Genomic DNA, 21,350 nt, shown 5'->3' with positions numbered 1-21,350 from the left:
CACGGCCTCAGTTAAACCCTAACTGTCCATGCATTCGATTAAACAGAAACCCTTAGAAAGGCCCTAGCTCAATCATTTGAGCAATCACAACTGAAATCAAAGCACCCACCGACCAGAACAAGAACAGCGGTAAGAAGAAGCGAACCCACTTAGTGTAAGGCACTTTTGCAATAGCCAATACCGCTAACAAGCCACCGTTAGTTGGGTAAATATAATTAGAAATACCATCACCCAATTGAGAAGCCAGTGCTGCTACTTGGCGAGTCACTTGACCAATATCTGCCAATGGAATGATGATTGGCATAGTGATCACCGCTTGGCCACTGCCAGACGGAATGAATAAGTTGATCGCAGCCTGAGAGAAGTAGATCCCTGCTGCTGCCACGAGTTTAGAGCTACCAGAAATGATCTGTGCGAGATAGAAGATAATAGAATCGACGATCTTCGCGTCTTCCATAATGGTTAACACTGATCGAGCGAAGAAGATGATCAGCACCGCCACCAATACATCGCTAACACCTTTGGTCCAATACTCACAAATCTTGTTCGGAGATAAACCAGCAACCAAACCCGGAATGATCGCCATTGCCACGAATGCACCCGCAATCTCGGTAAAGCCGAACCCCATCGTCAACGTGCCGAAGATCATGTATGCGAATACGCCCAAGAACGCGATACCCGCAAGCTTTTCACGAGTAGTCAGTGTTTTCGCTTCAACGCTAGATTCGTAGTGGTAACCCGTACCATGCAACAAACTTTTGGTTGGATCTTGCTTAACTTTGCGCGCGTAGTTAAGTACATACCAAGCACCCGTTAGCAACATGAACATACCAACAATAAAGCGGTACCACATGCCTGAATACATAGGCAGTTCAGCAATAGTGTGTGCGATACCCGTAAAGAATGGGTTAGCCAAAGCTGCAGCGAAACCGGCACAACTTGCCAGTAAAACAACGCCAAGTGCCGTGATCGCGTCATAGCCAAGCTTAATACAGATCGGGATCATCAAAGAGATAAAAATGACATCAAGCTCACGCATACCCGTGAAGGTGACGTTGAAGAAAATCGCCGTCATGATCACAGGTGCAATCACATACAAGCCTTGCTTCTTTAGCTTCGTCGTCAGCGTAACGACGGATGCGTCTAACAAACCCATGTGTTTGATAATGCCGAAAGCACCACCAACAAATACCACAACACCCATCACACCAGAAGCGGATTTGAAGCCTTTAAAAAATGATTCGAAAAAAGAGGCTAATGTTGTTGGGTTACTGGCTAATAGTGTGTAACTGTCTGGATCAATCACCGTGCGGCCATTCATGACCACTCGTTCAAACTCACCAGCAGGGATGAAGTAAGTTGCGATTGCAGCAACAATCACCATGATAACCAAAGAGAGAAACGGGTGGTTTACTTCTTTCTCTATCGGAGCTGTGTTACCAGCTTGAGATGTAGGTACGGACGTAGATACCGTAGTCGTCATATAGACTCCTTACTTGTCAGCAACTAAGGAGTACTTAGCCGCCGAGAGGGATTTTTGGAAAAACGAAACCCTTCACGCAGAACTAAGTTCGCGCTAATTTAGGCTGTTTCAAAAAGGCCTTTGATAGATGGTGCTCTCAAATGTACATAGTGAAGTAGTGAGTACTACTCTCTTTGCGTCCGAGCAAAATGCAGATGTTCAGCCAAGTCAGGCCAAACTGAATGAGGTCATTACGGGCAGATAAACAAAGAAACCCGCTGAGTAAAATGTTTTTTATCAATTACAAAGACAAGCCGCGCATGCTAACACAACGAGCGGCAAATTGTCAGAAAAGTGTGAGTTTCGTCATGTTTTGGTGGGCTTCAAAAAAGCGCCCAGCAAAAACTGGGCGCTTTTCTTACATTGAACTGAATTACTTAGGCGCTAGCTCATAGTTTTCTTGCATCTCATGAGGGGCAATCCCGTACTCATAATCCGCTAAGTAACCATCCTTATAGACCTTCATTCCCTTCTCATCCCAGCTCACTTTGATCATCGCCGTGTTGCCATCTTCACTGCCTAACAGCTCAAGCATTTCAGCATCGATCTTAACCGCTTTAATGGTTTTAATACGCTTAAAGGGCTTAAATTCAGTGGTTGAGGTTGGCAAAGATCCGTAGCTGCTGACCCATGTCTCTTTAGGTACTAGCCATTGGTTAAAAACATCATCCACAATCGCTTTCGGCATGCTTGCGATAACAACAGAATCTGTCATTACGTTATTTGTCTCGATGCTGTAACCGCCCTCACCGTCTGAAACATAGGTAGGGAAATCAATGCCAATTTCAGACTCTGCTGGCAAACGACCTAGAGTGACCGACTTCTTAACGTACAGTTCTGCCGTTTCAAACTGCTGCATGATCTCTGGAATTTTCTGAAACTCAACAGGGGCAGCAAAGGCATTAAAAGCGAAAGAAAGGGAAGCTGCGATTACAGCTAATTTAACAGGCATTTTCATGTTAACGGATCCAAATAGAAGATGGCAGTTAGAGTATCCCGTACTAAAATTCATCTCAATATCTCATTGTTCTTTATATCAGTAATTGTGATATCGGCAGAGCAGATATGTTTTGTTCACTAAAATGGATGTGGATTTATAAAAGCAGACTAGAATAAGTATTTGGAGTGATGCGTGATTAGGGCGATAAAAACTAAGTTGAAAGAGTGAATTGGAGTAATACTTCAAAGGTGAGGGATTTTTAAACACGTTTGAAATTCACGAAACATAATATGCGACCAGTTCATCGGACTTTCAAGGGAGTAATGGGAGATTATTTGATAACACTGAAGTGAATCACACATGTGCTATTTCGCAGTTGGTTAAACTCACCGATGTTTGCTACGTTTAAATGACACAGTCATTGGAAAGGTATGATTTATGAAAATAAATGTTCAAACACATCACGTATCAATTAACGACGAGTCACGCAAAGACATCGAAAGTAAATTCGAGAAGATATCGAACCATTTCCCATCACTGATCAGTTGCGACATCATCATTACTAAAGAACACGGTCAACATCAGGTAGAAGTATTCACCAACTACGAAGGTGTACGAGTAACAGCAAAATCTACAGACGATGTTATGTACCCAGCTATCGCTGCAGCACTCAAGAAACTTGAAGCAGGCTTAAGTAACCGTAAGGGACAATTGAAAGCAGACCTACACGAGAAACCAACGAGCACGAAGCCAGAAATCGCTTCGGACATCATCCAAGAAATGAAACTGGTATAACTCGACAAGTAGTTAAAGCTCACTAACGAATAGAAGCGCACAAGAATTTCAAAGCCAGCACATGTTGCTGGCTTTTTCGATCTACCCCTCAATTTCTTTATCAATCTATCACTTTGATTTTCCCTATCGCGACGGCCTAACCCCTTCACTTCCCATCTTAGAGCCAAGCCCAACTCTATATCGTTTTTAGCAAACTTATGTCACTGGCTGCTATAACAATCGCTAGTAGTATTTGGTACAGTTATAAGCAGAAATTTAGAGAATAAAGGAATCTTTATTATGAAAAAAATCGCGCTAATTCTATTTCTAGCGACTCAACTGATGGCTTGTACAGAAGTGGGCAGTGAAGCTTGGTGTACAGATATGAAAGAAAAGCCGAAAGGCGACTGGACTGCCAATGAAGCCGGTGATTTTGCTAAACATTGTGTTTTCTAAACACGGTTAAGCGTTAATTAACGTCACTTAGTCAGACTGAGAGAAAGACGTTTAACGACGAACAGAGCACTCCACGCAACACAATAAACCCGAATAAGTGAGTTTGAGGATGGAACACCAACTAGGTAATGACTGGCAACACATCAACTGGGTATTAACCGACGTCGATGACACGCTCACTTGGCAAGGTTCACTCCCTCCAGAAACCCTGATTGCGTTACAAAAGCTGAGAGACAGTGGAATCAAAGTGGTCGCTGTAACGGGAGCCTGTGCTGGTTGGTGTGACCATATTGCGCAGCTTTGGCCTGTCGATGCCGTGCTTGGAGAGAACGGCGCCTTCTTACTAGAGAAGCAAGATGGTGCATTACAACTCTCATCTGAAACACCGCTAGAACAAGTGCGCCAGAACCAAGCAAAGCTAAAACAAGAAGTTGAAGCGATCTTGTTAAGTTACCCCCACCTCTCGCTAACTTTGGATCAATCTTACCGCTTGTGTGAGGTCGCGATTGATATCGGCCAAAACCGTAAGCCTGTTGATCCTGAAACTGTTCAAGCGGTACTCGAAAGAATACACGCTTTAGGCGCACACGCGACGGCAAGTTCAATTCATATCAATGCTTGGTATGGCGAACACTCAAAGAAAAACGCAGTACACCGCTTCCTTGCTGATAAAGGCTTATCGCTTGAGCAAATCCACAATGAGGCTTGCTATGTCGGCGATTCAATGAACGATCAACAGATGTTCGAATCACTACCACTCACCGTTGGCGTGGCAAACATTAAGCATTATTGGGATAAGTTAGATCATCATCCAAGTAAGGTGATGTCGCAGCCGGGTGGCTATGGGTTTGCAGAATTTGTGGATGCGCTGCTGGCAGTTAAAAGCTAGACACTTAAAAACGAGTCACGCCCTTCTAACAAGGTCTTAGGTCACTCAATAGACTAAAAAAACGACCGCTAGGTAGACCGAAGTACCTAGGGTCGTTTGAGCTTCAAAATGCTAGATAAGCTCTTAACTTTGACACATCACACAAAACACGCTGCATTGCACCATATGTTTATATGAGTTTGTTACGGATGTGGATCACTACGGCTTCTGCAACGATAACCACTGCGAAGATACTCACTAATACCATCGAAACTTTTTGCCACTCAAAAAGGTTCTGCGCATCGTTTAGCACCACGCCAATACCACCAGCGCCCACTAACCCCAATACCGCAGATTCACGCACATTGATGTCCCAACGGAACAACACGATGGAGTAGAATGCGGGCATCACTTGTGGCCAATACCCTTTAAGCAAGATGCTCATCCAAGAAGCGCCTGTTGCGCGCAGAGCTTCGATAGGCCCCATGTTCACTTCGGCAATCGCTTCCGCTAACAGCTTCCCTACAAAGCCGATACTGCGAATGGCAATTGCCATAATGCCTGCGAGAACACCGGGGCCAAATAGTGCGATAAACAACAAAGCCCAAACCAATGAGTTCACAGAACGTGAAGACACCAGAAAGAATTGTGCCACCCAGTTCAGCGCTTTATTAGGTGTGATATTTGGCGCGTTCAACAACGCCAACGGAATCGCAAATATCAAGGTAAACAAGGTACCTAACGTCGCAATGTGCAGTGTTTCAATCATCGCTGCGTGGATTGATTCAGGATAGAAAGCGTAGTCCACTGGCACCATACGCTCGAACATATCAGCAAACTGCGCTGGCGCGTCGTATAGGAACTCAGGAATCACTTCAACCGTCTGCCAAGACCAAACAATCGCGCACACAAGGCTAAGGTAAACGGCAAATCGAGCTACTCGTTCATTTGGTGTAAAACGCTGCCACTCTTTATCGATAGATGCTGTTGTCATTAGAAGATTCTCCTAACAATGTTGGAAAGAAATTCACCCACAAGAATCAATGCGATAATGGTGATCAAAATAGCAGCGACAAAGTCGTAGTCAAAGCGTTGGAATGCCGAAAATAACGTGCCGCCAAGGCCGCCCGCACCCACAATGCCAACCATGGTTGAGTTACGTAGATTTGAATCCAACTGGTAACTAGCAAAGCCAATAAAACGAGTAAACACTTGAGGCATTACCGCATACAAAATGACACTGATAAAACTGGCACCGGTTGCTTTAATCGCTTCAACTGGTTTAAAAGAGATCTCTTCAATCGCTTCTGCAAACAACTTGGCAATAAAACCAATCGATGCGAAGACCAAGGTCAGGATCCCAGCAAGGGCACCGAAGCCCACCGCTTTCACAAATAGGATTGCGATGATCACCGGGTGAAAAGAGCGACATAATGCGATGAAACAACGTATTGGCGTCGATACGATTGAAGGCATCATATTTCTCGCAGCTAACAAGCCCAGAAACAATGAAATAACGATGCCAAAGAAGCTTGAGATAATCGCAATTTGTAAGCTTTCCGCTAATCCACTCAGCAGTAAGCTAGTACGCGAAAAATCAGGCGGAAACATTCTTGATAGTAACCGCTCACTTTCACCAAAACCGATGACCAAACGATCAAAAGTCAGCCCTAACGTCGCAAAGCTGTAAAACAGGTAGCCAATGATTGCAGCGATGATTGCTCGGTTAGTCCATGAGGTTTTGAACGGGTTTTCATGCTTCGCTGGCGACTGGTTTGACGGTACGCTTGGCGATGAACTTGGGGTTAATCCAGCCATGACTCACCCCCGTAAATAATTTTTAGATCTTCTTCTGAGATCCCTTCAGGGCTACCGTCATAATGAACTTTACCGTTACACATGCCGATGATGCGCTTGGCATAACGCTTGGCTAAGTTCACATCGTGGATGTTAACCAACACGGGAATGTTTTTCTGTTCTGCGAATGTCTCCATCAACTCCATGATCTCAACCGCGGTTTTCGGGTCGAGTGATGAAGTCGGTTCATCCGCCAATAAGATATATGGGTCTTGCATAACGGCGCGAGCGATACCGACACGCTGTCTTTGGCCGCCCGATAAACTGTCGGCACGTTGGTTAGCAAAGTCTTGCAGGCCAACAAATTCAAGTAACTCGAACGCTTTTGCTAGGTCTTGCGCAGAATAATTACGACGCCATGCATTCCAAGCGGTCATGTAACCCAAACGGCCACTCAACACGTTCTCGATAACCGTTAAACGTTCGACAAGGTTATATTCTTGAAACACCATGCCGATATGTCGGCGCTGTTTGCGTAACGCTTGCCCTTTTAGTTGAGTCAGGTCTGCGCCATCAAATATGACCTCACCTTGGCTTGGATCGTTGAGTCGGTTGATACAGCGTAGAAGCGTACTTTTACCTGTACCAGATGGACCAATGATCGCGATGATGCCTGGTTCATCGATATCAATATTAATGCCTTTAAGGATTGGCTTGCCTGCCACATATTCGTGGAAAAGGTTGTTTATCTTTATTCCTTCATAGCTTGCTACGGCCATACTGCATTTCCTTGTGCGAATTTTAGAATGATCTATGCCCTACCCGCGAGGGCATAGATTTTTAGTTAAGGTAAGTATTTAAAGAACTAAGTCTTTCTAAAACTTAGTCTTCTAATAGAAAAAGAGTTAGCCGTTGTTTGCTTGTTTTGCTAGCTCAGCTGCTTTTTTCTTTGCGCGTTTAGCCGCATCTTTTTCAGCCAATTTCTTCAGGCCTGTTTTGGTGTAAGCCGTACCTGTCGCATGAGCGATATCACGAATCACATCCCACTCTTCTTTGTAGCTGATTGGCGAGAAACGGTCTGCACCTTTAAATGATGCGCTCATCTCTGGTGTAAAGCGGTAGCTAAAGAAAGCTTCGTTGATCTTCTCAACCAGCTCTGGTTTTAGGTTGTACGCGTAACCAAAAGCAGACGTTGGGAAGCGTGGGCTACGGTAGATGATCTTCAGTTCAGAATCGTCAACACGACCTGCTGCTACCATACGATCGTACACGTCCGATGCCACAGGTGCTGCGTCATAATCTCCATTGAAGACACCTAGAATCGATTGGTCATGCTTACCTGAGTAAAGCACTTTGTAATCTTCATCTGGCACTAGGCCTTTCGCTGGGAATAACGCACGTGGAGCTAGGTTGCCAGAGTTGGAAGATGCAGAAGTGTGTGCAACCTTTTTGCCTTTCAGATCAGACATTTTGTTAATGCCGCTGTCTTTACGCACAATCGTGATTAGGTTGTAGCCTTGAAAGCCCGACTCATCGCCCTTCACCGCAATTGGAACGTAACCTGCTAAATTAACTGCGTAGCCTGTTGGGCCCGTAGAGAAACCTGCAACGTGCAGTCGACCAGAACGCATCGCTTCAACTTGCGCAGAGTTTGAGTGCACCGTGTAGTAAATCACTCGCTTACCTGTAATTTTACTTAGGTGAGCTTGGAAATCCGCAAACGCATCTTTGTACAACGCAGGGTCTTCTACTGGCGTGTAAGTAAACACAAGCGTACTTGGATCATTCCACTCATCTGGGTTCTTTGGTGAATCGGCCACCAAATCTTGGTTTTCATCACAGTATCGATCGTCTAACACACCACGACTAGAGCAGTCGCTTGCCATAGCCATTGAAGGAAGTAGTAATGAGCTAGCGATTAACAGTCCTTTAACACTGATTTTCATATTCAAACCTTACTTTACTTATTGTTGAAAGTCACCTTAGCTACTGCAGCCTTCGTGCCATATTTTTATTTACTAAATTTCAATAACTTACAACAAAACTCAAACTAGCCAAGATCTTTTGAGTCATTCGTGTCCAACTAAAAATCCATCATTTGGGTCATTTCTGTCCCACCAATTTCAGTGGTAAAAAAAGAGCCCGGAGGCTCTTTGTTCCGCTGCTTTTTCTCTTATTATTCTTTGGCTAAGCGCTCTCTATACAAACGCTATAATTAGCGACGTAACAGCGCTCTCAGAATCGCCTATGCGTCGTTGTCCATACAGTTAGCGTAATACGTTACCGTTGCAGGCCAGTCGCTGAATACGCCCATCACACCCACATCTTGTGCCAGCACATCAAGCATTTTCATCATATCGCCATCATTGTTGATGCCGTCCTTCACGCTCTTGTAGTACCAACCACCGCCTTGCGCTAGCGGGCCAGAACGTTCCAGTGTCCAAGCGATAATGTCTAGGTCTGCATCTTTTGCCAGTTTTGCGTAGTTAGACGCAACCAATTCGTTGTTCTCACCTAACTCAACCAAAGCAAACAGAGGTGGTGCGATGATATTCACGCCCGCATCGTGTAGCTCTTTCATGTTCTCAACAGACGCTACAAAGTCCGCTTGTTCGTAAACACGATCATCAAGATAAACCGCTTGTTTGCCGAACTTCGGTGCTTCTTTGATCCAGTACTTCACATCATCCAAGTTGAATGACTGCAGGTAAGCCTCAGAAGGCTTGAAACCCGCCTCTTTCAGTTCATCCACCAACTTCTGCGCATACATCTCTTGGCTAAATCCATTGAAAGGCATGTCTACTGCTGCCGATTTCAATTCAGGTGTGACCTTAACGCCGTGCTCTTTAAACAGTGCTGCACTTTCTGCGTGTGTCATCAGTGTCCCACTTTGACTGTAAAGATCGGTTCTCCAACCTGGAGTTCCGTTCATGTACTCTTCAACCGTAGTGGCTTTTGGGTTCGCACCATCCATTTTTCCTTGTAACGTCTTAAACTCAGCCAACGTGAAATCAGAAGTACGGCACTCCACCTGAGCATCTTCACCTGTCGTTGGATTAGCTGGTGTAAACGGGGTTGAGCACTTCTTAGCAAGATCTGGGTGCGCTAATACATCGGTTGTGGTGTGCAGATCACTTTGCGAGTGACGACATACCAACGCCTTATCTTTGGTAAAGGTCACATCACACTCTACAACACCTGCGCCCATTTGAATCGCCGCTAAATAGGATTCCTTAGTGTGCTCAGGAAACTGCATCGCAGCTCCGCGATGCCCAATAGAAAAATCACTACGATGAAAAGGTCCTTCGCTGCAACTCAACAGCTTAGTTTTCAAAGGGCTCTCATCCATATTGTTGACTAAAAAGAGGGGACGAGGTCCTAAGTTTGCTGGTTCTGCAGCGGCCCATGCCGTTATTGAACTCATGCCTAATATCAGAGCAATCGAACCTTTCAGTATTTGCTTCATGTTTGTATCTCCTTGCAACAAGCAATTATTTTTCTAATGTCCTTTATTCGATCATTCAATGTTGGATAACCGTCATATGTTTTTTTGACTCAACACTGAATAACCTCATGTGGGCTGACGCCACAATGTAGGGAGTGCACGCTTTGTGCCAGATGTTAAAGCTCTTTTATTACAATCACTTGAAACAGTTAGCCATTCGACTAAAAACCAAATGGGTCATTGTTGTCTTGTGCTTTTATTTTGGCTTTGGTTTTGGTTTTGGTTTTGGTTTTGGTTTTCCATTTAACAAACACCTGAACGAATTAAGCTTTGAAACTCTCTTTATCCAATTGGTGTTTCTTCATTTTTCGATAAAGGGTTTTACGCGGTAAATTCAGCTTACTTGATACCTCGTTAATGTTACCTGCGCTTTCTATTAGCGCTTCCGTCAGTACATTCCTTTCGTACTGCTCCATCTGCTTTTCAAAGGCGAAATCTTCTCCGGACGCTTCACAAATTGGCGATTGAAGATCGAAGCCATCACCGACGATACCCAGCACAAATCGATCAGCGACATTACGTAGTTCACGTACGTTACCCGGCCATTCATGCCGACATAGCTGCTGTATCTGCTCGGGGTAAATCGTCGATGGGCGCGTCTTATATTTGTGGCTCGCTTGAATCACAAAATGGCGAAACAGCACCTGAATGTCTTCTTTTCGTTGGCGCAGTGCCGGAAGGTTTAAGCTTGCAATGTTCAAGCGATAAAAGAGATCGGCTCTGAATTCCCCAGACTCACTCAAACTCACAAGATCAGCTTTACTGGCTGCGACCACGACAATGTCGACAGGTATCAACTCATTACCACCAACACGCTCAATCATTCGCTCTTGAATCACACGCAGTAGTTTTATTTGTACCGCAATCGGCATGCTCTCAATTTCATCGAGAAACAGAGTACCGCCATTGGCTTGTTCTATTTTGCCAATGCGCTTCTTGTTCGCGCTAGTAAACGAACCCGCTTCATGGCCAAACAACTCACTCTCAATAATGCTCTCTGTCATACCACCACAGTTAATCGCGACAAATGGCTTAGTCTTACGACGACTGAATTGATGCAGAGCTTGAGCTATCACCTCTTTGCCCGTTCCCGTTTCTCCGTTGATGATGGTATCGACTCCGGTATGCGCTAAAGCGAGCACTTGCTTACGTATCGTATCCATCGCTTTTGATTGGCCAATAACCACAGATTCAATCGGTAAATCCTCCTGCCCATCGCCATCCGAGGTTGACGGGCAACTGTGCTGACACTGGGCAATCGCCAAATCAAGCTTCTCCACCAGCTCACTCGAATTAAGCGGTTTTTCCAGAAAGTCGAAAGCGCCCAGCTTCATCGCTTCGATCGCCATTGGGATATCGCCATGACCACTCATCAATAAAACGGGCACATTCGGGGCACGGTGTTGGATTGAGCTCAACAACGTCAAACCGTCCACTTTCGGCATGCGCACGTCACACAACACAACCGACTGACTGTTTGCTTTAAGCGACTTTAGGCCAAGGTTGGGATCAGTAAAGGTGGTGACACTAAACCCTTCTAGCTCTAACATTTCGCTCACGGCTTCGACGACATCTATTTCATCGTCGATAAGAACTATGTGTTTTTCTGAAATCATGAACCTGTGCCTTTTGGTAGAGTGACGATAAAGGTGGTGCCTTGGTGTTCAACCGATTCCACGTGAATCGAGCCGCCAAAATCTTTTATTATGTTGTATGCGATAGACAAGCCGAGCCCGAGCCCCTTACCTGTTGTTTTGCTGGAATAAAATGGGTCAAACAAATACGGGATATCTTCTTCAGGTATGCCCAGTCCGTTATCCTTGACCAAAATCTGCATGGTGTTCGAAAGCTCTTGCGTTGCAATACTAAGTTGAGGCTGCTCTTTATGCTCAATCGCATCCAGAGCATTGCTGATGAGGTTCACCAGCACTTGTTCCAAGCGTATGCTGTTGGCTCGAACCATCTGGTAGCTTTGGGGCGAATATTGAATCGATACTGGGCTCTGTCTGGTTTCAAACAGATCAATCGCATCGCCAATCACCTTCTCTAGTTCCACATTATCAATCTTGCCGTCGCTCTTACGTGAGAAGGCTTTTAAGTGACGAGTTATCGCAGCCACCTTTTCTAGCAGGACTTCGATCTTTTTAAGATTCTCTTGTGCTCTGTCTGGTCTATTTTTACCGAGCCAAAGCTGAGCACTTCGAACGTGGCTATTCACAGCCGTCAGAGGTTGATTGATTTCGTGAGTGATCCCAACACTGAGTTGCCCCAATGCAGCCAGTTTTCCGGCTTGGATCAACTCATCTTGAGTCACTCGAAGTTTAGCTTCGGCTAGGGTTCGCTCTTCCACTTCAGCTTCTAATTTTCGGTTAGTTTGCTTAACGATTTTGGCCGTGGTTTGGAATACCTTTAGGTACTTGGCCATTTGCGTCACTTCGTCTTTGCCACGAATGGACACTTCGGTATCTAAATGGCCGGTAGAAATCGCAAACATGTTGTCTTTAAGCTGTAAAAGTCTTTCCAAAATGCTCTTACGCACGTAGAACCATGAAATAGCAGCGGCAGCCAACACGCTAAATAGAGAAAGGAAAAGAGAGAGACGCTGGTTAGATTGCAAAGATTGCTGCGCCTGCTGAATCGATTGGTCAATATTGCTATTCACCTTGCTGGTGTTGCTTTCGATCTGCACGGTTAATTGGTTCAAATGCTCGCGGCTGTTTTGCAGGAAGTATTGCTCTTGATAAAGATGATCGAGCGCTTTATTTTTCATCCCATACAAGCTGCTATCGCTTGAGGCAAGGCTATAAATCACCGTGAGTTGATGATCTAATTGAGGAAAATCACTTCTTAAATCACCACTGACCCAGAGCTTCCACCACTCTTCCCCTACCTGCTCTAAACGGTAACTGGTGTAATCGAGCTCATTAAAGCTTGAGTCGTTATACAGCTTCTCTACCAAGCCTAATTGGTAATAAAGCAGAGATTTCAACTGGGTATATTGGATTTGATCTTTGGCTGGGTCAGATAAACTATCGAGTGAATCACTGGCTTGTTGCAATAGAGGATAAAAGCCCTCAAGCAAGTTACGAAGTTCTTGATTGAGTTGTTCTGACTCAATCTCACTTTGATACAACAAACTCAGACTATTGTTAACTTGGGCGATAAGGTCTTTAAAATAGGCATGATAATCAGGGAACTGAACCATAACGCTATTCATCACGGAAATAGCGTCTTCGATTTTTAGCATCGCCTGTTTGCGCTCTAAATTCGATTCAGCGTCACCAAGCTGAGAAGACGTTGTGATAATCACTCGCACCATATCATTAAGGCGTGCGGCATTATCTAAGGCCGGGATTTCACTCTCCTTTAGCTCAACAAGACGTTGGTTTAAATCATCGAATGTAAAGCTGGAGACAACCGAGAGGAAGATAGTGGTCATCGATAGCATGGCTAACGCAAGTACTAAGCGCAGCTCAATACCTTTCCAACCAAACCACTTACGACGTGGGATTTTGATCGAGAACGGGCGCTCAAAACTATCCTTATTTTCTACAACCTCGGAGACATGACTACTCACTCGCCCCACCTTCTTCTCATCAAATAATCAACAGGAACTGTCAATGATTCAATTAGTTAGGGTATGAGCCTTACTTAGGTTTGCATCGAATAGCTTTAGTGAAGCTATTAAATGAAGAGTAATCATTAACATTTCACATAAGATATCATAACAATTGGTTTATAAAGCTTGAGCTGTCTGTTTTGCGATAATAGAAAGTGACCGCACCGACAGAAACGTGATTACTTTATCAATACGCCCGTAAATCATACGAATAGCGCGCTCAATCAAGCAGTAAAAACCTTCGATTATTTAATAAGTTAAGGACTAGAGATCTAAAAAATCGCACAAGCTTTCACTCGTGCGATTTCATTTATGCCATGTCCATCGACTAACCCGAGGCTCAACGAACTTAGAGAATAATCATCCCATCGCGATAAGTCAGAGCAGGAGAAACGTCTTGGCCAAGTAAGACTGGGCCATCAAGGTCGACGATTTCAGATTGAACGGCGATAGGCAGAGCTGCACGCATCGCCAAAGAAGTACCAAGCATACAACCAGACATCAGAGTAAAACCGAGCCTTTGTGCTTCTTCTGCAAGAACCAATGCTTCAGTCAAACCACCCGTTTTATCGAGCTTGATGTTGACCATTTCATACTTACCCAACAGCGATGAGAGCTGTGAAGTGGTATGACAGCTTTCATCAGCACACAGTGGAATCGGGTGCTTGATGTGTGCCAGTGAAGCATCATGTTGCTGTGGAAGAGGTTGTTCGATCATCGCAATATCAAACTCTGTTAGTTGATTGAACAACTCTTCGAGATTCAGCCCTGTCCACGCTTCATTGGCATCCAATACAATCGTTACTCCTTCCGCAACTTCTCGAACTGCGCGAACACGCTCTACCACTTGCTCTCCATCAAGCTTCACTTTCAGGAGTTTTGCCCCATTTTCGACATAGTCTCGAGCCTGAGTCGCCATCGCTTCTGGAGTGCCAATCGAGACGGTCATTGCTGTCACGATTTGATTCGGTAACTCAAACAGGCTATTTGGGAAGACCTGGTCATGTTGTTTGGCTTCAAGCTCCCAAAGCGCACAATCGACCGCATTTCGCGCTGCCCCTCCGGTCAATAAAGACTGAAGATGATCTCTTAGCTCTGCCGGAGCGGTAACGCCTCGCTCAAACATACCTTCAAGAGCACTAGACGCTTGTTGGATTTGCGCTAACACAGACTCCGATGACTCGCCGTATCGTGGGTAAGGGGTGCACTCTCCCTGAGCTTGTTTGCCATCATGCTCAATATAAACACGGACAACGTGACACTCAGTTCGGCTGCCACGAGAGATGCGAAAAGCCGTTTGCATCGCGATAGTAATGGGTTCTGCTGTAATCTTCATAATTTCACTCGGTTGATGTTCGCTTTAACAAATGGAAACGTAGAAATGATGGAGTCGTTAAAGTGAATGTCGCAAATGATCAGTAATGTGTTGTACACCAAAACGCACTGGATCCGTCACGAGCACTTGATAGAGTGTGGTCCATTCTTGGCATAATGTCTCAGCATCTTCAATGCTAATTGCCGACGTGTTCAAGCAGATGCCAACCAATTTCACATCTGGATTCGTCAATCGCGCGGCTTGCAAGTTCGCTTCAATAGTCTGCTCTATGCTTGGCAATTGCGCATGAGGAAGGTTGCGAATGTGTGGTCGCCCAACTTCGTGACATAGCACCAAAGCGTCAGCTTGTGCGCCATGCAATAACCCTAAACTCACGCCTGCAAAAGACGGATTGAACAACGAACCTTGGCCTTCAATGATATCCCATTCGTGGTCAGTAAAATCGGGGCTAATCGCTTCCACCGCGCCGGAAATAAAATCTGCAACCACCGCATCAATCGAAATCCCGCTGCCTTCAATCAAGATACCCGTCTGCCCTGTCGCTTTAAACTGAGCTGACGTTCCCGCTTGTTTAAGCGATTTTTCAATCGCCAACGCCGAGAACATTTTTCCTACTGAGCAATCTGTTCCGACTGTGAGAAGGCGTTTACCTTGTCGTGGTTTGCCGTTACCAACCTTTAGAGCACCATCAAAGTGGCGTACATCATGAAGCTTAGTCAATCCTTGTTGCTGCATGTCAGCAAGCGGTGAAAATTCACTCAAGCGTTGGTGCATGCCAGATGCAATCTGAAATCCCATTTCTGCAGCTTCCATTATGGTTGACTGCCAAGAATCAGGGATAACGCCACCTGGGTTTGCTGTGCCAATCACTAGCGTTTTCGCCCCCTGCGCTTGAGCAGCTTGCAAGGTCATATCCGTTAAGCCAAGTGAAACAGTATCGTCTGTTAAACGCAGTTGGCCTAAGCAAATTTCTGGTCGCCATTGTTGAATTCCGCGAGCGGTTTTTGCGGCAAGTGGGTCGGTAACATCCCCAAGAAAAAGAAGATAAGGTTGAGCAATAGACATGAGCATTCCTAATTAATAAGTCCTTGTATGGATTTACTTTAATTAAGAACTTCGAAGCTGCCGAATACCTATTTATGGCGAGCCTATAACCTTAAGTTATAGGGTGAGTATGGCTCTTCAATGAAGCGATAAATTGCTTCACGGAAATCGACTGAGGGGTGTGCTCTGCGCAAAGCATCGATACCGAGAATTGGATATCTGGTTGAAGTGGCAACACACAGACCGCATCGTCATTTTGATACTGCTCTGCCGTCCAGGGGTCAACGATCGCAGACCCAGCTTGGTGCTTCACCAGTTCCGCCGCCGCGCTATATCCACGTACCGATATCGGATGGTGATAATGCTCATCGCGTGCAATAAGGCTTTGATGTAACAGGAGGCCTAATGGATCGCGGCTATCGAGCCCGATGATTGGCAACGGATAATTGATCAGATCATCGAGGGTTAATTCGACGGGTAAATGATCAACCGTATTGGAAGGAGCCAAAACCTTGAGTGATTCGGTTAAGAGCATTTCACTTAATATAGCCGGCGGCGCTTCATCGCCAAACGCGATAGCGATATCTAACTCATGCTTTAACAACCCTGCACACAGTTCATCGCGGTTGGCAGTCAGTAACTCAAAAGAGAGCTCTTGTACGCGAGACATTTGGGCTATCACCGGAGTCAGCAATTTAGTCGCCAGTATCGGCGGCGCACCAATGCGCAAGTGTTGATGCCCTTGCTTCACTTTATTGGTCAAAGAACGAAATTGACCCAGTTGTTGGTAGACCTTCTCCGCTTCCGGTAACAAAGTTTTCGCTTCAACCGTTGGTACTAAACGCCCTTTAACTCTTTCAAATAAACCAAAACCGAGTTGTTGCTCTGTGTGCGCCAGAATACGCGTCACGTTAGGTTGTGACACATGCAGATTACGTGCGGCTCCAGATACGGTGCCGGTTTGCATAATGGCGTAAAAGACTTCCAGCTGTCTTAGGTTCACATTGATGTCCTTATGGTTCACGAAACAAATCTAGGGGTTGGATTTTCTTATAATAGCTAAGCTGTTTATCGGTCTAACTAGCTTTTTAGCTTTTTGCGTGAGTCTATTTTAGTAGCTCAGTTATCGCAGGTTGAAGTACCTCAGCCCAAACTTGATAAGCTTTAGCATTCAAATGCAGGTCATCACACGAGTATTCATTCGACAGAATCTGATTAGGCGACAAAACTGAATTCACATCTAAGAACGCAATGCCTTGCTGAGAACAGTACTCACTTATCTTTCTATTGAGCAGTTCAACCGACGAATTCAAACCTTGCAGTTTGGATCCAACATAAAGCGTTGATTGCACCAAGATTCGAATATCGTTTTCTTGCCACACCTTAAGCATATCAATGTAGTTCTGGTAGATATGGTCGACATCATAACCCTGAGCTAAATCGTTTATCCCTGCCATAAAGCACACCAGTTTTGGCTTCACATTCAAGGTGGTATCAATACGGCGCAACATGCCCGTTGTGGTATCGCCTGCTAGGCCACGATTGACCATTGAGACATCGCGGAAAATATCCGCCCACGGAGCCCATTCAGTGATCGAGTCACCAAACATCACTAAGTCTGCATTTGGAGAAAAATGACGGTGATTGTCTGATGTCATGATGTAACGGCTCATGCTGTGGCCTCGCTGTTGAATCTCAGATTGGATTGCGACCGATTCGAGGATTTCACTATCAGACGTGGTGCTATCGAATTGAGCCAATAATCCTTCAATGTGAGGTTTGAAAGGGCTAAGACGAGTATTTAATTGATGCTGTTCTTTAAGGGAAGATAATCGCTCTAATAAAGCATATAAAGAGTGGTTTTGACCGACTTCTTGGAATAACTGGTATAAATCGAGGACAGGATTTTGTTGTAGCGCGGCAAGTAATTGCTTGTCTTCCATGGTGTTATCTAACCCTTCAATTATCTGGTGGTGAACTCAGATAATATCCGATTGCATGAGGGATAGATAACACTAGAAGCGGAGAATTACTTTTCTTTTACTAATAAGTGATTACGATTATCACGGCTTTTCTTAATAAGCTCGTTGCTTTCATCCATTTCATCTGACTTTGCAAGGCGATCATAAAGTAGCACGTTGACCGTCGCAGCTAGATTCATACAGCCTACCGTTGGCACATACACAACGTGATCAGCTCTATCCGCAACATCTTGAGAAATTGAGCCATCTTCAGGGCCAAAGATATAGATAGCGTTTTCAGGGTGTTTAAAACGAGGCAGTGGTGTCGCACCTTCTGCTAGTTCTACACACACAATCTGAGTTTCCGCGTCAAGATTATCTAAAAATGACTCTGCGGCTGTAAGCGGGATCGTGCGCGCTGCGCTCTTCGTATCAGTGTGGAATTTAGCGGCTTTTTCGTAGCGTTGCCCTGTGTATTTAACTTCGTCGACTTGGTAACAACCAGCCGCGCGCATAACAGCGCCAACATTCGTCGGGCTCTTTGGGTTAGTTAAACCAATAATCACATGGCTTTTGTTCATGAATATTTCTCACTTAACGAATAAACATAGCAAGGTGCTACAAAGGGCCGCATTCTACCAAAGCAGCGTCGAATTCAAAAGCATCGATACAAACTCGCTTTTTCGCTCTTAAGCCTCTAATTGCAAGGCTTCTCACTTGAAAAACTTAACCATCATCATATTTATCAAACAAAAACACTCTAGAGTAACAATTAGACAACAAGCCCATTTACATTTTGAAACCACATTAATAATGTGTTGAAAATTGCATGAGAAAATCACACAGGAAGCGTGACATGACCCTAACCATCAAAAACCGCCTTTATATTCTCTCTTTCATTCCTTTGCTACTAATGGCAATTGGCATGATGAGCGTGACGTATATGAAGAGCACCGAGCTAACCGCACAGCAAGTAGAATCGACGCGTAGCAATATGATGGCGATGAAAGAAAAGGAACTCAAAGCGTACCTGCAAATGGCCTACTCTTCGATCAGCCCATTTTTAGATAAAGGGGCAACACTAGAAGAAGCTCTACCGACATTGAAAACCCTAGAATATGGCGAATCAGGCTATATTTTTGGTTATGACTCTAAAGGTGTACGAGTTGTGGTTGGGCAAAGTAACGATGGTATTGGTAAAAACTACTATGACCTTCAAGACAAACAAGGTAATTACCTAATCCGAGACCTGATCAAGAACTCAAAATTGGGTGAATTTACGACTTACTATTTCCCGAAACCGGGCCAATCAGTCGCTTTACCAAAACTCAGCTACTCAGTATTTGTTCCGCAATGGGACTTAATGCTTGGTACTGGCTTCTACACCGATGACATCGACGCTGTTATTGCCGAGATGAAAGAGAGTTCAAATGTCGCGCTACAAAGTTCCCTGACTGCTATCGCAATTTTCTGCGGATTGATTGCCCTAGTGGTAGCCGTTTTCGCCGTCGCAGTGAACCGCACCATCATGCAACCTCTTGAGCAGTTCGACCGTTCAATTAGTGCCTTTGCAAGTGGCGAGGCCGATTTAACCGCTCGAATGGAAAAATTCAAAGCCCCTGAGTTCACTAAGCTCAGCGAGAACTTCAACGCCTTCGTTGCTAGCCTACAAACCATCATCCGCAGCGTGAGTGATGTTGGCCAGCAAGTTGTCGCTGAAACCAGCAGTATGTCTTCTCGCGCCGCTCAGGTTGATGAAATTGCCACTGGTCAGCGTGAAGAGACTGAACAAGTTGCAACAGCAATGACCGAAATGACAACAACAGCACAAGAGATCTCCAGTAACGCAAGTCAGGCGGCTGACTCAGCGAAGCTTGCAGAGGGTAATGCCAAAGAAGCTCAACAAATAGTGAACGCTGCTGCCAACTCTGTTGCTGGTCTTGCTAGCGAAGTGTCCGAAGCCAACACAGTGGTATCTAGATTAGAGGGTGATGTACAAAACATTTCGTCGTCACTGACGGTCATTCAAGATATTGCCGAACAAACAAACTTATTAGCACTGAATGCAGCAATTGAAGCCGCTCGTGCAGGTGAGCAAGGGCGAGGATTTGCAGTGGTTGCGGACGAGGTCCGTAAACTGGCAAGCCGAACTCAAGAAAGCACTGGCGACATCCATAAAATGATTCAGCAGCTAAAAGCCGCCTCAGATGCTGCCGTAAAAGCAATGGATTCGAGCCAAAATAAAAGTGCTCAAACGGTGGAAGAAGCGAATGCCGCAGCTGCTGCACTGGCGAAAATCCAAGAGTCGATTGATACGATCATGGACATGAACTCATTGATTGCTACCGCGACAGAGCAGCAAAACATTGTTGGCCAAGAGATATCTCAACGCATTGTGGTGATTTCCGATCAAAGCTCACAATCAGCATCATTAGCGAATCAAAACCGTGCGGGGAGCCAGAACCTCAACAGCCGCGCAAATGAGCTGTACCACTTGGTTGATCGCTTCACGGTTTAACGTTAAACGTTTAACAAGTAAAGCTATAGAGCATTTATAGAAAGGTGCCTCAGAATTTCTATTCTGAAGCACCTTTTTATCTGAAGTGATTTGGTAAAATAGAACTAATCCAATTGCTCAGACAGGAAGTCCACCAGCAAGCGAACCTTTGAAGACAGGTTACGGTTCTGAGGATAAAGCGCCCAGATCCCCTCTTTGTCGTCTCGGTAATCCGATAGCACCTCAACCAACTCTCCACAATCAAGGTCTTCACTCACGTAGTACTCTGGTAATTGCACCAAGCCAATGCTCTGCTTCGCTGCATCCAGCAAGGCTAGACCACTGTTACACCTAATACGCCCGTTGACACGAACCGAACGAGGGCGATTATTCTCTTTGAAACGCCAATGTTCAAAACCACCCACTAAACATTGATGATTGCTCAACTCAGAAAGCGTATGCGGCTCACCATAACGTTCAATGTATTCAGGGCTTGCACATACATAAAGCTGTCGCTGCGATAACTTTTTTGCGACCAAGCTTGAATCTTCTAAGCGGCCAAGGCGAATCGCCACATCAACACCAGAATCGATGAGATCGAGCTTTTGATTGGTCAGCATCAGCTCAAGTTCTACCTGCGGATGGAGCTTTAAGAATTGGTGAAGTATTGGAGCGAGTTGGCGTTCACCATAAGTCACAGGCGCAGTGACTTTCAGTAAACCTTTTGGTGTGGATTGCATCTGCGTGACCGCAAGCTCAGCAATTTCTAAGCCTTCGACCAGCAACTTACACTGCTGATAATAGAGTTGCCCGGCCTCTGTTAGAGAAACCTTACGCGTCGTTCGATTGAGCAGTTTCACCGCGAGTCGTTCTTCGAGGTTTGCTACTCTACGACTGATTTGAGCCACCGACGTAGCGAGCTTCTGCGCCGCACCAGTAAAGCTTTCACGCTCTGCCACTGCAACAAACTCACTTACCCCTTCCCAATTGGCCATGCCTTTACCCTATGTTGAACGATGGTTACCCATACA

The 21,350-nt window shown here is 45.2% G+C and carries 19 protein-coding genes; 4 read left to right on the top strand and 15 right to left on the bottom strand.

What is annotated here, in order from left to right; translation table 11 throughout:
- Positions 1–52: 52 nt before the first annotated feature.
- Positions 53–1,483 (bottom strand): YfcC family protein, encoded by a 1,431-nt coding sequence (locus tag AC3CHU_RS20200; RefSeq protein WP_488525506.1) that lies wholly within the window; start codon positions 1,481–1,483, stop codon positions 53–55.
- A gap of 412 nt (positions 1,484–1,895) precedes the next feature.
- Positions 1,896–2,480: a hypothetical protein gene (locus AC3CHU_RS20195; RefSeq protein ID WP_488525505.1), complete on the bottom strand. Its 585-nt coding sequence runs from the start codon at positions 2,478–2,480 to the stop codon at positions 1,896–1,898.
- A gap of 420 nt (positions 2,481–2,900) precedes the next feature.
- On the opposite strand from AC3CHU_RS20195, the gene hpf reads away from it, so the two are divergent.
- From hpf to AC3CHU_RS20180, 3 genes are all read left to right on the top strand, one after another.
- Complete coding sequence (hpf, locus tag AC3CHU_RS20190) at positions 2,901–3,257, top strand: ribosome hibernation-promoting factor, HPF/YfiA family (protein ID WP_004733000.1); 357 nt, start codon at positions 2,901–2,903, stop codon at positions 3,255–3,257.
- 279 nt (positions 3,258–3,536) lie between these two features.
- Positions 3,537–3,692, top strand: coding sequence for a DUF3012 domain-containing protein (locus AC3CHU_RS20185; protein ID WP_004732998.1), 156 nt, complete (start codon positions 3,537–3,539; stop codon positions 3,690–3,692).
- A 109-nt stretch (positions 3,693–3,801) separates the two neighbouring features.
- Positions 3,802–4,581 carry an HAD-IIB family hydrolase gene (locus AC3CHU_RS20180; RefSeq protein WP_488525504.1) on the top strand — a complete coding sequence of 260 codons (780 nt, stop codon included), beginning with the start codon at positions 3,802–3,804 and terminating at the stop codon, positions 4,579–4,581.
- Positions 4,582–4,750: 169 nt separating this feature from the next.
- Here AC3CHU_RS20180 and phnE (AC3CHU_RS20175) read toward each other — a convergent pair whose 3' ends face one another.
- The 12 genes from phnE (AC3CHU_RS20175) to AC3CHU_RS20120 all read right to left on the bottom strand — a co-directional run bounded on the left by phnE (AC3CHU_RS20175) (position 4,751) and on the right by AC3CHU_RS20120 (position 18,403).
- On the bottom strand, positions 4,751–5,554 hold the full coding sequence (phnE, locus tag AC3CHU_RS20175; protein ID WP_004732994.1) for a phosphonate ABC transporter, permease protein PhnE: 804 nt from the start codon (positions 5,552–5,554) through the stop codon (positions 4,751–4,753).
- On the bottom strand, positions 5,554–6,378 hold the full coding sequence (gene phnE / locus AC3CHU_RS20170) for a phosphonate ABC transporter, permease protein PhnE (RefSeq protein WP_017087092.1): 825 nt from the start codon (positions 6,376–6,378) through the stop codon (positions 5,554–5,556). The genes phnE (AC3CHU_RS20175) and phnE (AC3CHU_RS20170) overlap by 1 nt, the downstream gene beginning before the upstream one ends.
- Positions 6,366–7,136: a phosphonate ABC transporter ATP-binding protein gene (gene phnC / locus AC3CHU_RS20165; protein WP_017092209.1), complete on the bottom strand. Its 771-nt coding sequence runs from the start codon at positions 7,134–7,136 to the stop codon at positions 6,366–6,368. The genes phnE (AC3CHU_RS20170) and phnC overlap by 13 nt, the downstream gene beginning before the upstream one ends.
- Before the next feature lie 126 nt (positions 7,137–7,262).
- Positions 7,263–8,303, bottom strand: a complete 1,041-nt coding sequence (gene phnD / locus AC3CHU_RS20160; protein WP_004732989.1) for a phosphate/phosphite/phosphonate ABC transporter substrate-binding protein — start codon at positions 8,301–8,303, stop codon at positions 7,263–7,265.
- Between the two features lie 299 nt (positions 8,304–8,602).
- Positions 8,603–9,823 carry a glycerophosphodiester phosphodiesterase family protein gene (locus AC3CHU_RS20155; RefSeq protein ID WP_488526319.1) on the bottom strand — a complete coding sequence of 407 codons (1,221 nt, stop codon included), beginning with the start codon at positions 9,821–9,823 and terminating at the stop codon, positions 8,603–8,605.
- 302 nt (positions 9,824–10,125) lie between these two features.
- Complete coding sequence (locus AC3CHU_RS20150; protein ID WP_054541528.1) at positions 10,126–11,478, bottom strand: sigma-54-dependent transcriptional regulator; 1,353 nt, start codon at positions 11,476–11,478, stop codon at positions 10,126–10,128.
- Entirely contained in the window at positions 11,475–13,448 is a 1,974-nt protein-coding gene (locus AC3CHU_RS20145) for an ATP-binding protein (protein WP_488526318.1), read from the bottom strand. Before AC3CHU_RS20145 ends, AC3CHU_RS20150 begins: the two co-directional genes overlap by 4 nt.
- A 382-nt stretch (positions 13,449–13,830) precedes the next feature.
- Entirely contained in the window at positions 13,831–14,817 is a 987-nt protein-coding gene (dgcA, locus tag AC3CHU_RS20140) for an N-acetyl-D-Glu racemase DgcA (protein WP_237290128.1), read from the bottom strand.
- A gap of 57 nt (positions 14,818–14,874) precedes the next feature.
- The gene (dgcN, locus tag AC3CHU_RS20135; RefSeq protein ID WP_237290127.1) at positions 14,875–15,882 is read right to left on the bottom strand and encodes an N-acetyltransferase DgcN; all 1,008 of its coding nucleotides are present in this window, start codon (positions 15,880–15,882) and stop codon (positions 14,875–14,877) included.
- A gap of 91 nt (positions 15,883–15,973) precedes the next feature.
- The gene (locus AC3CHU_RS20130) at positions 15,974–16,864 is read right to left on the bottom strand and encodes a LysR family transcriptional regulator (RefSeq protein WP_488526317.1); all 891 of its coding nucleotides are present in this window, start codon (positions 16,862–16,864) and stop codon (positions 15,974–15,976) included.
- Between the two features lie 103 nt (positions 16,865–16,967).
- Entirely contained in the window at positions 16,968–17,804 is an 837-nt protein-coding gene (locus AC3CHU_RS20125; RefSeq protein WP_488526316.1) for an SGNH/GDSL hydrolase family protein, read from the bottom strand.
- Positions 17,805–17,890: 86 nt separating this feature from the next.
- Positions 17,891–18,403 carry an RNA methyltransferase gene (locus AC3CHU_RS20120; RefSeq protein ID WP_102450444.1) on the bottom strand — a complete coding sequence of 171 codons (513 nt, stop codon included), beginning with the start codon at positions 18,401–18,403 and terminating at the stop codon, positions 17,891–17,893.
- A 275-nt stretch (positions 18,404–18,678) separates the two neighbouring features.
- Between AC3CHU_RS20120 and AC3CHU_RS20115 the strand changes: the two genes are divergently transcribed.
- On the top strand, positions 18,679–20,340 hold the full coding sequence (locus AC3CHU_RS20115; protein ID WP_017088291.1) for a methyl-accepting chemotaxis protein: 1,662 nt from the start codon (positions 18,679–18,681) through the stop codon (positions 20,338–20,340).
- Positions 20,341–20,444: 104 nt separating this feature from the next.
- Here the strand turns inward: AC3CHU_RS20115 and AC3CHU_RS20110 are convergent, their stop codons facing one another.
- The gene (locus tag AC3CHU_RS20110) at positions 20,445–21,314 is read right to left on the bottom strand and encodes a LysR family transcriptional regulator (RefSeq protein WP_017076503.1); all 870 of its coding nucleotides are present in this window, start codon (positions 21,312–21,314) and stop codon (positions 20,445–20,447) included.
- Between the last annotated feature and the right edge of the window lie 36 nt (positions 21,315–21,350).

The organism is Vibrio sp. QJM3NY_39, assembly GCF_057785895.1.
The sequence above is the reverse complement of the archived record's forward strand: the minus strand, read 5'-3'. Positions and strand labels throughout refer to the sequence as shown.